Annotated in this window: 11 protein-coding genes and 1 pseudogene; 10 read left to right on the plus strand and 2 right to left on the minus strand. The window is 74.1% G+C overall.

Features of this window, described 5'->3' with window-relative positions; genetic code table 11:
- Nucleotides 1-16 precede the first annotated feature (16 nt).
- The 6 genes and pseudogenes from ACSHV8_RS14705 to ACSHV8_RS14730 all read left to right on the plus strand — a co-directional run.
- Entirely contained in the window at nucleotides 17-781 is a 765-nt protein-coding gene (locus ACSHV8_RS14705; protein ID WP_436533311.1) for a hypothetical protein, read from the plus strand.
- Nucleotides 769-1,437 (plus strand): hypothetical protein, encoded by a 669-nt coding sequence (locus tag ACSHV8_RS14710; protein WP_436533313.1) that lies wholly within the window; start codon nucleotides 769-771, stop codon nucleotides 1,435-1,437. The genes ACSHV8_RS14705 and ACSHV8_RS14710 overlap by 13 nt, the downstream gene beginning before the upstream one ends.
- Nucleotides 1,437-2,756: an FMN-binding glutamate synthase family protein gene (locus ACSHV8_RS14715; RefSeq protein ID WP_436533314.1), complete on the plus strand. Its 1,320-nt coding sequence runs from the start codon at nucleotides 1,437-1,439 to the stop codon at nucleotides 2,754-2,756. The genes ACSHV8_RS14710 and ACSHV8_RS14715 overlap by 1 nt, the downstream gene beginning before the upstream one ends.
- Nucleotides 2,753-3,868 carry an FAD-dependent oxidoreductase gene (locus ACSHV8_RS14720; RefSeq protein WP_436533316.1) on the plus strand — a complete coding sequence of 372 codons (1,116 nt, stop codon included), beginning with the start codon at nucleotides 2,753-2,755 and terminating at the stop codon, nucleotides 3,866-3,868. The genes ACSHV8_RS14715 and ACSHV8_RS14720 overlap by 4 nt, the downstream gene beginning before the upstream one ends.
- Before the next feature lie 34 nt (nucleotides 3,869-3,902).
- Nucleotides 3,903-4,559 (plus strand): helix-turn-helix domain-containing protein, encoded by a 657-nt coding sequence (locus ACSHV8_RS14725; protein WP_436533317.1) that lies wholly within the window; start codon nucleotides 3,903-3,905, stop codon nucleotides 4,557-4,559.
- Between the two features lie 12 nt (nucleotides 4,560-4,571).
- Nucleotides 4,572-4,790: pseudogene (locus ACSHV8_RS14730) on the plus strand (ammonium transporter); the annotation flags it as partial.
- Nucleotides 4,791-5,032: 242 nt separating this feature from the next.
- Here the strand turns inward: ACSHV8_RS14730 and ACSHV8_RS14735 are convergent.
- Both ACSHV8_RS14735 and ACSHV8_RS14740 read right to left on the minus strand, forming a co-directional pair.
- Nucleotides 5,033-6,223 carry a hypothetical protein gene (locus tag ACSHV8_RS14735; protein WP_436533319.1) on the minus strand — a complete coding sequence of 397 codons (1,191 nt, stop codon included), beginning with the start codon at nucleotides 6,221-6,223 and terminating at the stop codon, nucleotides 5,033-5,035.
- Between the two features lie 93 nt (nucleotides 6,224-6,316).
- The gene (locus ACSHV8_RS14740) at nucleotides 6,317-9,517 is read right to left on the minus strand and encodes an AAA family ATPase (protein WP_436533321.1); all 3,201 of its coding nucleotides are present in this window, start codon (nucleotides 9,515-9,517) and stop codon (nucleotides 6,317-6,319) included.
- Nucleotides 9,518-9,717: 200 nt separating this feature from the next.
- On the opposite strand from ACSHV8_RS14740, the gene ACSHV8_RS14745 reads away from it, so the two are divergent.
- The 4 genes from ACSHV8_RS14745 (at nucleotide 9,718) to ACSHV8_RS14760 (ending at nucleotide 14,248) form a co-directional block, all read left to right on the plus strand.
- Nucleotides 9,718-10,662 (plus strand): ATP-binding cassette domain-containing protein, encoded by a 945-nt coding sequence (locus tag ACSHV8_RS14745; protein ID WP_436536770.1) that lies wholly within the window; start codon nucleotides 9,718-9,720, stop codon nucleotides 10,660-10,662.
- Complete coding sequence (locus ACSHV8_RS14750; RefSeq protein ID WP_436533323.1) at nucleotides 10,659-11,432, plus strand: ABC transporter permease; 774 nt, start codon at nucleotides 10,659-10,661, stop codon at nucleotides 11,430-11,432. Before ACSHV8_RS14745 ends, ACSHV8_RS14750 begins: the two co-directional genes overlap by 4 nt.
- Before the next feature lie 4 nt (nucleotides 11,433-11,436).
- Nucleotides 11,437-13,953, plus strand: coding sequence for an AAA family ATPase (locus tag ACSHV8_RS14755; protein ID WP_436533324.1), 2,517 nt, complete (start codon nucleotides 11,437-11,439; stop codon nucleotides 13,951-13,953).
- A 118-nt stretch (nucleotides 13,954-14,071) separates the two neighbouring features.
- Nucleotides 14,072-14,248 (plus strand): thiazolylpeptide-type bacteriocin, encoded by a 177-nt coding sequence (locus ACSHV8_RS14760; protein WP_436533326.1) that lies wholly within the window; start codon nucleotides 14,072-14,074, stop codon nucleotides 14,246-14,248.
- Nucleotides 14,249-14,307: the final 59 nt, after the last annotated feature.

Genomic DNA, 14,307 nt, shown 5'->3' on the forward strand with positions numbered 1-14,307 from the left:
CGGAATGTTGGGTGAAATGTCGGAAAGAGGCGCTGATTCAGCGGGTGTCGCCATCTACGGCGATCCGGTGTGGTCACCGCCCGGCCACGCGACGGTGACCGTCCTGGGCAGCATCCCGGAGGAGATCAATGCCACCGTCATCGATCTCGGGGACATCAAGGTCGTGCACGCGCCGATGTCGGTCGAGGATCTGCTCGCCCAGCTGCCGGGCGCGCTGATCGCCGGGTTCGGTGAACAACTGACCGTCCTCAAGGGCGTCGGCCACCCCCGCGACCTGGCCACCACGTTCGGCCTCGCCCAGGCCCAGGGCTGGCAGGGCGTCGGGCACACCCGGATGGCGACCGAGTCGGCGGTGACCCCGAGCGGGGCTCACCCGTACGCGGTCGGTCCTGATCAATGCCTGGTGCACAACGGCTCGTTCGCCAACCACGCGACGATCCGCCGCCACCTGAAGGCCCGCGGCGTCGTCTTCGACAGTGAGAACGACACCGAGGTCGGCGCCCGCTTCGTCGCCCGGGCGCTGGCCGACGGGCAGGACGTCGAGTCGGCGCTGAAAAGCCTGTGCGCCGAGTTCGACGGCTTCTACACGCTGCTCGTGTCGAACCGGGACTCGTTCGCCGTGGTGCGCGACGCGATCGCCTGCAAGCCGGCCGTCATCGCCGAGCACGACGACTGGGTGGCGATGGCCTCGGAGTACCGCGCACTCGTCGGCCTGCCCGGCATCGATCAGGCCCGCATCTTCGAACCCGAGCCGGAACGGATCTACGTATGGACACGCTGACCTTCGACCTGGCCAAGGACGAGCGGGTCAACCGCGCCCTGCACCGGCTGCCGCAGGGCCGGGTGACGCTGGAGAACCCGAACGGCAGGCACAGCGTCGCGGCCGGACTGAGGACGCCGCTGCAGGTGACCATCACCGGACACTGCGGCTACTACGCGGCCGGGATGAACCAGCTGGCCGACGTGGTCGTCGAGGGCAACGCCGGGGTCGGCGTCGCCGAGAACATGATGAGCGGCTCGGTCCGGGTCAACGGCAACGCGTCCCAGTCGGCCGGCGCCACCGCCCACGGCGGCCTGCTCGTGATCAGCGGCGACGCCGCCGCCCGCTGCGGGATCTCCATGAAGGGCGCGGACATCGTGGTCGGCGGCAGCATCGGCCACATGAGCGCGTTCATGGCCCAGGCCGGGCGCCTGGTCGTGCGCGGCGACGCCGGCGAGGCCCTCGGCGACTCGATCTACGAGGCCCGGATCTACGTACGCGGAAAGGTCGCGTCGCTCGGGGCCGACTGCATCGCCAAGGACATGCGCGCCGAACACCACGCCGAGCTGCGGGATCTCCTCGACCGAGCGGGCTGGCCGGACGACGACACCGGCGACTACACCCGGTACGGATCGGCCCGGCAGCTCTACCACTTCCACGCGGGGAACGAATACTGATGAGCCACCTTCGCGAATCGGCCACCTTCGACCGGGCGACCATCCACGCCATCCAGCGCGCGGCCGCCACCGGCGTCTACGACATCCGCGGCTGGGGCGCCAAGCGGCCGCTCCCGCACTTCGACGACCTGCTGTTCCTCGGCGCCAGCATGTCCCGCTACCCCCTGGAGGGCTACCGGGAGGCGTGCGGCACGGACGTCGTGCTCGGCGGTCGCCACGCCGAGTATCCGCTGCACCTGGACATCCCGGTGACGATCGCCGGGATGAGCTTCGGGGCGCTGTCGGCGCAGGCCAAGGAGGCGCTCGGGCGCGGCGCGTCCGAGGTCGGGACCAGCACCACGACCGGCGACGGCGGGATGACGCCGGAGGAGCGCGGCCAGTCCAAGCACCTCGTCTACCAGTACCTGCCGTCGCGCTACGGCATGAACCCGGACGACCTGCGCCGGGCCGACGCCATCGAGATCGTTCTCGGACAGGGCGCCAAGCCCGGCGGCGGCGGGATGCTGCTCGGCCAGAAGATCAACGCGCGTGTCGCCGCGATGCGCACCCTGCCGCAGGGCATCGACCAGCGCAGCGCCTGCCGGCATCCGGACTGGACCGGGCCGGACGACCTGACCATCAAGATCCAGGAGCTGCGGGAGATCACCGACCACGAGAAGCCGATCTACGTGAAGGTCGGCGCGACCCGCACCTACTACGACGTCAAACTGGCCGTGCACGCCGGCGCCGACGTCGTCGTGGTCGACGGCATGCAGGGCGGGACGGCGGCCACCCAGGACGTCTTCATCGAACACGTCGGCATCCCCACGCTCGCCGCCCTGCCGCAGGCCGTGCGGGCGTTGCAGGAGCTCGGCGTGCACCGGCAGGGCCCGACCGGCGTGCAGCTGATCGTCTCCGGCGGCATCCGGACCGGCGCCGACGTGGCCAAGGCCCTCGCGCTCGGCGCCGACGCGGTCGCCATCGGGACGGCCGCGCTGATCGCGCTCGGCGACAACGACCCCCGGTACAGTGCCGAATATGAGGCGCTCGGCTCGGCCGCCGGCTTCTACGACGACTTCCAGGACGGGCGCGACCCGGCCGGCATCACCACGCAGGACCCCGAACTCGCGGCCCGGCTCGACCCGGTCGAGGGCGGCCGGCGCCTCGCCAACTACCTGCGGGTTCTCACCATGGAGGCGCAGACCATCGCCCGCGCCTGCGGAAAGTCGCACGTCACCCACCTCGAACCCGAGGACCTGGTCGCGGTGACCATCGAGGCCGCCGCGATGGCTCGGGTGCCCCTGGCCGGCACCGACTGGATCCCCGGGACCGGGCGGTGACCAGGTCCTACGCCGTCGTCGGGGCTGGGCTGGCCGGCGCCGCGACGGCGTGGCGGCTGGTCCAGCACGGCGCTGACGTGACGATTCTGGAGCGGGCTGCGCCCGCCAACCCGCAAGGTTCGTCGCACGGCTCGGCCCGGATCTTCCGTTACGCCTATCCCGACCCCTTTTATGTACGGATGGTGGGCGCGGCCCGCGAGCAGTGGACCGAACTGGAGGAAGCCGCCGGGGTGTCGCTGCTGCGGCCGACCGGCGCGCTCGACTTCGGAGCGGTCCGCGACCCCGCCGGCCTCGCATCGGTCCTGGCAACCGCCGGTGTCGACCACGAGGTCCTGTCCGTGGAGGCCGCGCGGGAACGCTGGCCGGGCATCCACGCCGACGGGTCGGTGCTCTGGCATCCGTCGGCCGGAGTGATCGACGCCGCCATGGCGGTGCACGCGATGACGGCCCTGGCCCTCGCGGGCGGCGCCACGATCAAGCCGGGCTGGACCGTGTCGCGGATCTTCTCGACGCCCGAGGGCGTGTCGATCCGGTCGGCCGACGGCGACGAGCTGACCGTGGATCACGTCGTGGTCGCCGCCGGTGGGTGGCTGCCCGAGCTGGCCGGGGACCTGCCGTTCGCGCTGCCGGCGCTGCGGATCCGCAAGGAGCAGGCGTTTCATTTCCCGTACCGGGAACCGGGTGACTGGCCGACGTTCGTGCACAAGAGCGCCGAGATCTCCATCTACGGGCTGCCCGGGGGACGGGACGCGGGGGAGCGCGGGCACAAGGTGGCCGAGTACAACGGCGGATCCGAGATCGGGTCGGCCCGGGACAACGACGGTGTCGTGGACGCCGGGAAACGGGCGCGGCTCGTCGGGTACGTGGAGCGCTTCCTGCCCGGACTGATTCCTTCGCCGTACGCGGAGACGACGTGCGTGTTCACGGTGACGCCGACCGAGGACTTCGTCATCGACACGATCGGACCGTTCACGGTGGCGTCGCCCTGCTCGGGGCACGGGGCGAAGTTCGCGCCGCTGCTGGGTTCGATCATCGCCGACTCCGCGCTCGGGCGCGCCGTTCCCGCCGGGCGATTCCGGGTGGGCTCCCGCCGTACGGCGCAAGGGTCTTGATGGTCTTGATCTTCGGAGAATCTAGGGTGGCCTGATGACCGACAGTCCCCTGCTCCGCAACGACACCGGAACCGCGCGCGAGCGGGCCGCCGACGAGCCGCTCGGCGGGCTCGACCTGGAGGCGGCGATCGGGCGCAACGTGCGTGAGCTGCGCACCCAGCACGGGCTGACGGTCGCCGAGCTGGCCCTGCGGATCGGCATCTCCAAGGCGATGCTCTCCAAGATCGAGAACGCCCAGACGTCGTGCAGCCTGGGCACCCTGGCCGCGCTCGCGGACGGGCTGAACGTGCCGGTGACCAGCCTGTTCCGCGGCGCCGACAAGGAACGGCCGTCGTCGTTCGTCCCGGCCGGCGGCGGCACCGCGATCGTCCGCGACGGCTCCCAGGCCGGGCACGAGTACCAGCTGCTCGGCACGCTGCGCGGTGAACACCGGCGCCTGGAGTGCCTGCACGTGACGCTGACCGTCAAGAGCGAGACGTATCCGCTGTTCCAGCACCCCGGCACCGAGTTCATCTACATGCTGGAGGGGACCATGGACTACGCGCACGGGCGGTCGGTGCACCGGCTCACGCCCGGCGACTCGCTGCAGATGGACGGCGAGGGCGCGCACGGCCCGGCCGACCTGGTCGAACTCCCGATCCGCTTCCTGTCGGTGATCGCCTTCCCGGACACGGTCGCGCCGCACCGCTGACATCCGGGTGCAGCGGTCATCACCACCGCGCTGATCGCCGGCGCGATCTCCGACCGTGTCCGATTCGGGCCATGGCTGCTCTTCTCCGGGCTGTGGGCCGGTCTCGTCTACTTCCCGGTGGCGCACTGGGTGTTCGCGTTCGACGCGCCGGACGGCAGCGTCGTCGGCGGCTGGATCGCCAACAAGCTCGGGCACGGGACGACCCTGGGCGCGATGTCCGGGGCGATCGCCGGGCTCGTCCCGAGAAAGAGGCGGCCGGGATCGACATCACCGAACACGCCGAGATCGCGTACGACCTGGAGGGCACGCCGCACATGCCCGGCACCGCGCCGACCCCGGAGGCGGTCGTCGCCTCGGCCGAACGCCTCACCGCGACGGCCGCGTCGAACTGACGCCCACCCCGGGCAGCCTCGGCCGGGGCTGCCCGGGACGCCGATGGTCGTGTGCTGGTCTCGATCCCGTGAGCGGGCCGGTCAGCCGCGGTGGACGAGGTGGGTGGTGCCGAAGACCGGGCTCGGGCTCGGCTTCGTGCCACCCGGGTCGGCCGTCCAGCCGGCCGCCCACAGCTGACCGGTGGCCCGGTCGCCGGTCACCGCTTCGAGGGCCGAGGCCAGCTCACCCATCGGCACCGGCGAGGACGGCGGTACCGTGGCCTCGGCGGTGAACGTCGTGCCGTCCCAGTGCTCGGCGTAATCGGTGTCGGCCACGGCGGTCTGGGCCGCGTACCCGATGATCCAGACGTCGGACGGCGAGAACGCCACCACACCGGTGAACTCGGTACCGCCCCCGGTCGTCGGCATGACCTTCCACGCCCCGCCGGACAGGCGCAACGTGACCGGCCGGCAGATCTCGATGCCGCCGCCGGTCCGGCAGGCCTCGCCGACCGCCCAGACCTCGTCCCGCCCGGCCGCCGACACACTCTCCAGGGTGACCTTCTCGCCGTCGGCGCCCGCCTCCGGCAGCGGCACCGACAGCCAGCGCGACCCGTCGAAGTGCAGAGCGAGCGCGGCCTCGGAGCCGTCGGTGCGCAGTTGCGACCCGACCGCCCAGACATCGGTGCCCGACGTGGCATTAACGGCTTCCAGGTCCATCGACTGGGCGTCGGACGGCGCCGGGAACCGGGTCCACTTCCCGCCGCCCCAGTGGGCGAGCAGGGCCTGCGGCGGTTTCGCCCCGGCGGTCACCGTGCCGACCGCCCAGCCGTCCCCGGTGGACACCATGTCCACGTCGTTCAGCGTCGCGACCGTGCCGGTGACCTGCAGGCCGGGGGCGGACACGGCCGTCCAGGCGCGGCCGTCGAAGTGCATCGTCACCGGGGCCGGGCCGCCGTCGCCGCCGACCGCCCACACGTCGTCGGCCGCGGCGCCGTCGACGCCGAACAGGTCGACCGGGGTGGTGGCCGGCACCGGCACCGGCGACCAGGTCAGGCCGTCGAAGTGCGCGGAGATCGGATGGGTGGACGCATCCCACCAGGACCCGACCGCCCACACGTCGGTCGCCGACCGGGCCGACACGTCGTGCAGGCCGGCCCCGGTCGCGGCGGCCGGCTTCAGGGTGACCGGGTCGGCCGTCCACTTGCCGGTGAGCGTCGCGGCGGCCGGCGTGGCCGGGGCGAGCGCGACCGCGATCACCACGACGACCGTGCCGGGAAGACGAATTCGCATGGCAGCTCCTTCACTAGCGTCGTTGCCGTCAGTAAGCATGGGTGGGCGGGGCGCGTGGGTGGCGGTATGCGGGTACGTAGCTTTGCGCGCGGCCTACCCAAATTCGGCGGCGACCATCCGGGCCAGCAGCTTGCGGTCGGCCCGACCGGTCTTGGTCAGCAGGCTGGCGACGTGCTTCTCCACGGTGCGCGGGGACAGGTACAGGGCCTTGGCGATCGCGGCGTTGCTCAGACCCCGCCCGACCAGCAGCAGCACCTCGTACTCGCGGACGGTGACGCCGAGCTCCCGGACCGCCGGCGGAACCGTCTCGGTGCCCCGGCGGTGCTGCGGGACCGGCGCGCCCAGCTCCCGCAGCGCCCGGCGGCAGGCCCGCGCCACCTCCGGCGCCCGCGCGTGGAAGAAGGTCTGAGCGGTGCGCAGCCACCCGCCGGGATCCCCCCAGCGGTCGGCGACCGCCTCCGGGGCGACCAGCCGCAGGCCCAGGTGCCGGGCCAGCGGATAGGGCCGCGACAGCCCGCGGAACTCGTCCATGGCCCGCTCGGCCTCGGCCACCCGGCCGGCCCGGCCGTGCAGCACGGCCCGGGCCAGCGGCAGGAACTGCCGGTTCCAGCCGGCCTGGACCTGCGCGGTGCCGGCCAGCGCGTCGCACTCGTCCGGCCCGGCCCGCCCGGCCAGCACCGACAGCAACAGGTCGGGGCCGTGGATGAGCGACAGGTAGGAGGCCGGGCGGGACGACTCGACCGCGACCGCGGCGGCGATGTCGGCCTCGGCACCGTCCCGGTCCTCGTGCAGCAGCCGGCCGAAGGCGAGCCCGAAGCCGCGCACCGCCGAGGCGAAGTCGTCCCGTTCACCGCCCAGCTCACGGAACCGGACGGTGAGGGCGTCGACGCCCTCACCGTCACCGCGATGCGCGGCCGCGACCAGCCGCATCCCGACCGCCAGCAGCCGGGTGTGCGTGAGCCGCAGCCGGCCCGCGACCTGCTCGCAGTGCTCGGCGGCCCGGTCGGCGTCGTCGTACTCACCGCGGCAGATCCGCAGCACGGCCAGCTCCAGCTCGATGTCGAGGGCGGTCACCATCGCCCCGCTGTCGGCCGCCAGGGCCAGGACCCGGGTCAGCGGCTCGGCGTCGGCGGCCCGGATCCCGGCGTGCGCGGCGATCTGATAGGACAGCCGGATCCGGTCGCTGACCAGGCCGTTCTCCTCGCTGACGGCCAGACCGCGGGCGTACAGGTCGTCGGCCTGGGCCAGGTCGCGCAGCCGGGCGCAGCGGCCGAGGATCTCCAGCGCGGTGCACGCCACCTCGGGCAGCCCGTTGTGCCGGGCCGCGTCCAGGGCCCGCTCGGCCAGCCGTTCGGTGACACGCTGCCGGTCCTCGGTGGGGTTGCCGAAGGTGAGCCGGGCCTCGATGACGTCGACGTGGGCGCCGGCCACCGGGTCGGGATGCGGGCCCAGCAGCCGGCGCAACTCCCGGACCTCGAGCAGGCCGCGCTCCCAGTGGCCGGCCGCCGCGGCGACCCGGCACAGCCGCAGGTGCACGCCGGCCCGGGGCTTGTCCCGGTTCAGGCGCTCGCCCAGCTCGTAGGCGTCGGTGACCCGCCCGGCCAGCGCGTACGCGTCCACCAGGGACTCGCCGATCGACGCCAGCGGCCCGTCGGCGACGTCGTCCTCGCCCAGCTCCAGCGCCCGTTCCAGCAGCGCGATGCCGGTCGCGACAGCCCCCTCGGTCAGCGCCTGGCGTCCGGCCGGCCCGAGCATCTCGGCCGCCCGGCGCGGCTCACCGGCGGTGGCCCACAACTCACCGGCCAGCCGCTCGCGGCCGGGGACGGGCGCGGACGCCTCGACGGCCTCGGCCAGGCTGCGCGACAGGGCCGTGAGCTCCATCGGAAGCAGCTGGGCGCGTAACGCCTCGGCGGTCAGGACGTGCCGGAACGCGTACGTCGAAGAATCGTCCCCGGGCCCGATGAGCTGCGCCTCGATCGCCTCACGCAGGCTCGACGGCAACTCCGGCCCGCCCAGGCCGACCGCGGCGCCGGCGACGGTGACCGGGAACTGCCGGCCCAGCAGGGCGGCCGCGTTCAGCAGGGCCTGGGTGCGGCGGGTCAGCAGCCGGACCCGGCCGGTCAGCGTGGCGGCCAGACTGACCGGCAGCTGGGTCGGCAGGTCGGCGGCGAGCTCCCAGCCGTCGCCGGAGCGCAGCAGCACCCGGTCGCCGACCATCCCCGCGAGCAGCTCCTCGACGTGCAGCGGGACACCGTCGGCGCTGGCCAGCAGCCGGTCGACGACCGGGCCGGGCAGCTGATCGGCCGGGATGCCGAGGCAGGCGGCGGCCATCCGGCGGACCGCGTCGTCGTCCAGGCGGGCCAGCGGGACCGCCCCCGCGGTGTGCCGGCGGCGGGCGGCGTGGGCGAGGTCGAGGGCCGGGCTGGGGCCGGTGCGGACCGTCCCCAGCAGCAGGATCGGTTCCCGGCCGACGTTGTCGATCAGATAGTCGAGCACGGAGAGCGTGTCCGGGTCGGCCTCGTGCAGGTCCTCCAGGACGAACAGGCAGCCGTGCGGCCGGCCGAGCGTCATCACCAGCCGCAGCACCGCCTCGGCCAGCACGACCAGCGAGTCGTCGGGGCCGCCGAGCCGTTCCTGCCACCACTCGGGCACGAACCGCGACAGCGCCCGCCGGTACGGCAGCAGGGTGGGATCGTCCGGGACGCCGTCGCGACGGATCTCGGCGAGCAGGGCCTCGGCCAGCGGCCGGAACTGCATGGCCGGGGAGACCGCGCGGCCGCGCAGCACCCGCAGGCCGGACCCGGCCGCGACCCGGGCGGCCTCGGCGGCCAGGCGGGTCTTGCCCATGCCGGCGTCGCCGATCAGGAACAGGGCGCCGCCCGACCCGCGGGCCGCCGCCCCGATCGCCGTGGCGACCGTGTCCAGTTCGTCGTCGCGCCCGACCAGTGCCGGGCCGCCGAGCTGGACACCGCCGCCCGGTGGCCCGGGCACGGCCCGGGACCGCTCCTCGACCCGGTCGCGGGCGGTGGCCAGGGGGCGCAGTTCGGCCGGCTCGGCGCCGAGCAGCTGGATCAGGCTGTCGAACCGGTCGATCGGCGGCAGCGTGCGGCCGGTCAGGTACTCTCCGATGACGGCGTGCGACCAGCCGGTCCGGCCGGCCAGCTCGCGATAGGTGATCTCCTTGGTGCCGCGCCGGCGGGCCTCGCGCCGGCGCAGGTCGCGCAGCAGCCGGGCGAGTTCGGCCGGGGTGCTGACACGGTTGACGACCTCCGGGTCGGCGGGCTGTTCGAGCACCGTCCCTCTTCCCTGTACCTGTGGTCCGGCGGACGTTTCGCAGCCTAGGTGCCCTAAGTGGACGAATAGGTCTGCGATCCGACAGGTGCGCGTGTATCCGTGCGCCGCTGTCCGGGCCTGTCCGGGACGGCCGGTTCCGGGGCCGGGCCGCTGACACGGTGATGCCCATGTCAGTGCAGCCCTTCGGAGGCGAAGTCATGATCATCGACGTACGCGGTCTGCGTAAGTCGTTCGGAACCGGCGAGAACGCCGTCGCGGCGGTGCGCGGGGTCGATCTGGAGGTGAAGTCCGGCGAGATCTTCGGCTTCCTGGGCCCGAACGGGGCCGGCAAGACCACCACGATGCGGATCCTGGCGACGCTGCTGCCCCCGGACGACGGCAGCGTGTTCGTCGCCGGCGCCGACCTGCGGCGCCGGCCCGACGTGGTGCGCCGGCACCTCGGGTACGTCGCCCAGGGCGGCAGCACCTGGTACGAGGTCACCGCCCGGGAGGAACTGGTGATGCAGGCCCGCCTGCACGGCCACTCCCGGGCCGAGGCGCAGCGGCGGGCGCGCACCGAGATCGCGGCGTTCGAGCTGGACGACTTCGCCGACCGCCGGTGCAAGACGTACTCGGGGGGCCAGCGCCGCCGGGTCGACGTCGCGCTGGGCGTCATCCACCGGCCCGCCCTGCTCGTCCTCGACGAACCGACCACCGGGCTGGACCCGCAGAGCCGGGCCCGGATGTGGGACGAGATCCGGCGGCTGCGCGACGAGGGCATGACCGTCTTCCTCAGCACCCACTACCTGGAGGAGGCCGACGCCCTCTGCGACCGGATCGCCATCATCGACCACGGCCGCATCGTCTGCGAGGGCTCACCGGAGGCCCTGCGGCGCGAGGTGTCCGGCGACGTGGTGACCATCGGCCTCGACGGCTCGCCCGAGCCGGCCGTCCGGGCGCTGCGGGCCGAACCGTACGTCCACCGCATAGATCCGCCCGACCCGGACGGTCTGCGCGTGCACGTGCACTCCGAGACCAACGTGGTGCTGCGCATCGTGCGCGCGCTGGACCACGCCGGGGTCGAGCCGCGCTCGGTCGACCTGCGCCGGCCCAGCCTGGACGACGTGTTTCTGGCCCGTACCGGCCGCAAGTTGCGTGAGTCATGAGCGGCCCGGCGAAGCTGGCCCGCGACTGCTGGCTGATCCTCGACCGGCAACTGCTGCTGCTGCGCCGCGGGCCGGTGTGGCTGATCCTCGGCGTCGTGCAACCGCTGCTCTACCTGCTGCTGTTCGGGCCGCTGATGAAGAGCGCGCTGCGGCTGCCGACGACCGCCCAGGCCTACCAGACGTTCGTGCCCGGCCTGCTGGTCATGCTCGCCATCTACGGCACCCTGTTCGCGGGCTTCGGACTGATCGGCGAACAGCGCGCCGGGGTCGTCGAACGCACCATGCTCACCCCGGTGAGCCGGACGGCCATGGTGATCGGCCGCAGCCTGCGCGAGGTCGTTTCGCTGCTGGCCCAGAGCACGATCATCGTGGCCCTCGCGGTGGCCTTCGGGCTGCGGATCCGCCCGCTCGACCTCGCCGTGGTCTACCTGCTGCTGACCTTCGCGGCCCTGCTGATGTCCACGCTGTCCTACGCGGTGGCGCTGCGCTCGGCCGGCGAGGAGACGATGGGTCAGCTGCTCAACGCCATCACCCAGCCGCTGCTGCTGCTCTCCGGCATCCTGTTGCCGATCACCGCCGCGACCGCGCCCGGCTGGCTGGTCGCGGTGTCCCGGGCCAACCCGATGAGCTGGATCGTCGAGGCGGTACGGGCGCTGTTCGGCGGCGACCACCGGGCCGCCGTGGTGTGGTGGGCGATCCTGGCCGAGGCCGTCCTGACCGCTGCCGCCCTGGCCTGGACCGTCCGCATCCTCGGCCGCCGGGTCCGGTGAACCCGTGACCGAGCTGCTGGAACGAGACACCGCCGTGGCCCGGCTGTCCGCGATGACCGGACCCGGCCCCGGCCGGTTCGCACTGGTGACCGGCCCGGCCGGCATCGGGCGCAGCACCCTGATCCGGCACGTCGCCGAACGGCACGCGGGCTCGGCGGACGTGGTCGTCGGCCTGTGCGATCCGCTCGGGCAGGCCCGCGACCTGGGTCCGCTGTTCGACATCGCGCCCCGGCTCGGCGGGGGGCTGGCCGGGGCGCTGCGCTCCGGTGAGCGTGACGCCGAGATCTTCGCCGCGTTCCTGGACCGGCTGGCCCGGCCCGACCGTCCCCTGGTGGTGGTCTTCGAGGACGTGCAGTGGGCCGACCGTGCCCTGCTCGACCTGCTCGCCTACGTCAGCCGCCGGCTCGACCGGATCACCGCGCTGATCGTGCTCACCTACCGGGACGACGAACTGGCACCGGACCATCCGCTGCACACCGTGCTGGCCGGCCTGCCGTCCACCGGGGTCGCCCGGCTCGCCCTGGCCCCGCTGTCCGCGGCCGCGGTGACAACCCTGGCCGGGGCCGCCGCCGGGCCCCGCCTGCACGCGCTGACCGGTGGGAATCCGCTGCTGGTGACCGAGATGCTGGCCGCCGGGCCGGGCACCGGGGTGCCGGGCCGGGTGCAGGCGCTGGTCCGGGCCCGGCTGGCCGCGCTCAGCGCACCGGCCCGGGACCTGGTCACGCTGGTGTCCACCGATCCGGCCGGAGCCGAGGGGCGGGTGCTGGCCGCGGCCGGCCCGGACGAGCCGGCCGCGCTGGCCGAAGGCCTGTCCTGCGGGCTGCTGGAACAGGACGGCGAGAGCGTACGGTTCCGCCACGAACTGCTGCGCCGCGCGGCGCTCGGCACGGTTGCGCCGCTGGTCCGGACCGACGCGCACCGCCGGCTGCTGCGCGCCTCGGTCGTGGCCGGCGCGACCGACCCCGCCCGGCTCGTGCGGCACGCGGCCGGATGCGACGACGCCGAGGCCGTGCTGCGGCACGCGCCCCGGGCGGCCCGGCGGGCGGCCTCGTCCGGCGACCCGGGCGCCGCCGCCGACCACTGCGACCTGCTGCTGCGCTACGCCGACCGGCTCGACCCGGCCGCGCGGGCCGACGCCTGGGAAGCCCTCGCCGAGTACGCGTTCGCCTCCGGCGACCCGGCCCGGGCCGTGCCCGCCCGCCAGGCCGCGCTGGCCCTGCGGGAGCGGGCCGGTGACCTGACCGGCATCGGCGCGAACCTGCGCCACCTGTCCCGGCTGCACCGGTGGCTGGGCCGTCCCGACGACGCGGCCGCGGTCGCCGGGGCCGCCGTCGAGGTGCTGGCCACCGTGGATCCCGGCCCCGAGCGGGTGCTCGCCCACGCCGCCCGGTCGGCCGCGCACCGGGATGCGGACCGTCCCGGTCCGGCGGTCGCCTGCGCCCTGACGGCGGTGCGGCTGGCCGAGGGGATCGGCGACCAGGCCGCGCTCGCGTCCGCACTGATCGATCTCGGTCAGGCCCGGCCGGCCGACGACGGGGATGCCGACCTCGAACGGGCCTTCGCGCTCGCCCGGCAGCACGACCTGGGCGAGATCGCCGCCCGGGCCGCGGTCGGGCTGGCCGCGAACCGCGTCGACCACCGGCTCCCGGCCGACCTGGATCGGCTGCTCGGACTCGTGGACGACAACGGCTGGTGGCACCTGCGGCGACGGGTCACGGTGCTGCGCGGATGGTCCCGGCTGCACGCCGGGGACTGGGCCGGGGCCGAGGACGATGCGCACGTGGCGCTCGACCCGGACGGCCCGCTGGCGACCTCGGCCCGGATCCTGCTCCTGCGCATCCGGGCCCGGCGCGGCGACCCCGGCACCACCGAGCTGCCGGTGACCCCGGGCGCCGCCGAGGCCCAGGCCGAACAGGCCTGGCTGGCCGGGCGGACCCTGCCGGTGGCCCGGCTGGCCACCGCGTACGGGTCGGCCCGGGCCGCCCGGCATCCGTGGCGGGCCGGTGAACTGGCCCGATGGCTGCGCCGGGCCGGCGCCCGACCGCTGGTCGAGGACTGGTACGCCGAGCCGTACCGGCTGCTGCTGGCCGGGGAATGGCAGCGGGCGGCCGACGCCTGGGCGGCCCTCGGCTGCCCCTACGAGCAGGCCGACGCGCTGGCCGCGGGCGGCGCCGACGACTCCTGCCTGCGGGCGCTGGAGATCTTCGACCGGCTCGGCGCGGACGCGGCCGCCCGCAAACTGCGGCGCCGGCTGCGGCACCGCACCGGGCTGCGGGTACCGCGCGGGCCCCGCCCGGCCACCGTGGCCAACCCGCAGCGGCTCACCGAGCGGCAGATGGAGGTGCTGCGGATGGTCGCCGGCGGGCTGACCAACGCCGACATCGCCGAACGGCTGACCCTGTCCGTACGCACCGTGGACCACCACGTCGCGGCCGTCCTGGACAAGCTCGCGGTGGACACCCGCCGGCAGGCCACGGCCGTCGCCCACCGGCTCGGCATCGTTGCCGCGACCACCGGCTGACCAGCGCCGAGATGGGTGCCGGACCGTCCAATGTAGGCAATTGTCACCGATGGCGGCGGCCCCACCGGCGGGCAGAGTGAAGGACAGAAGCACACAGCACGGGAGGAGGGAAAGAATCATGGAGAACGTCAACCTGGACGAGAAGCTCGACCAGCTCGACCTGGACGACCTGGACCTGAGCGAGCTGAACGTGACCTCGCTGCGGGACACGGTCGGCCTGCCGGAGACGGCGGCGTCCACCGGCACCGGCAACAACTACTGCAGCGCCAGCGGATCCTGCGGAAAGCAGACCTGATCCGAACCGCCGCATCCCATGGGGCGCCGCCGAGCTCACCGGCTCGGCGGCGCCCGCCA

It is taken from the genome of Actinoplanes sp. HUAS TT8 (assembly GCF_051380535.1).
In the GTDB taxonomy this organism is placed as follows: Bacteria; Actinomycetota; Actinomycetes; order Mycobacteriales; family Micromonosporaceae; genus Actinoplanes.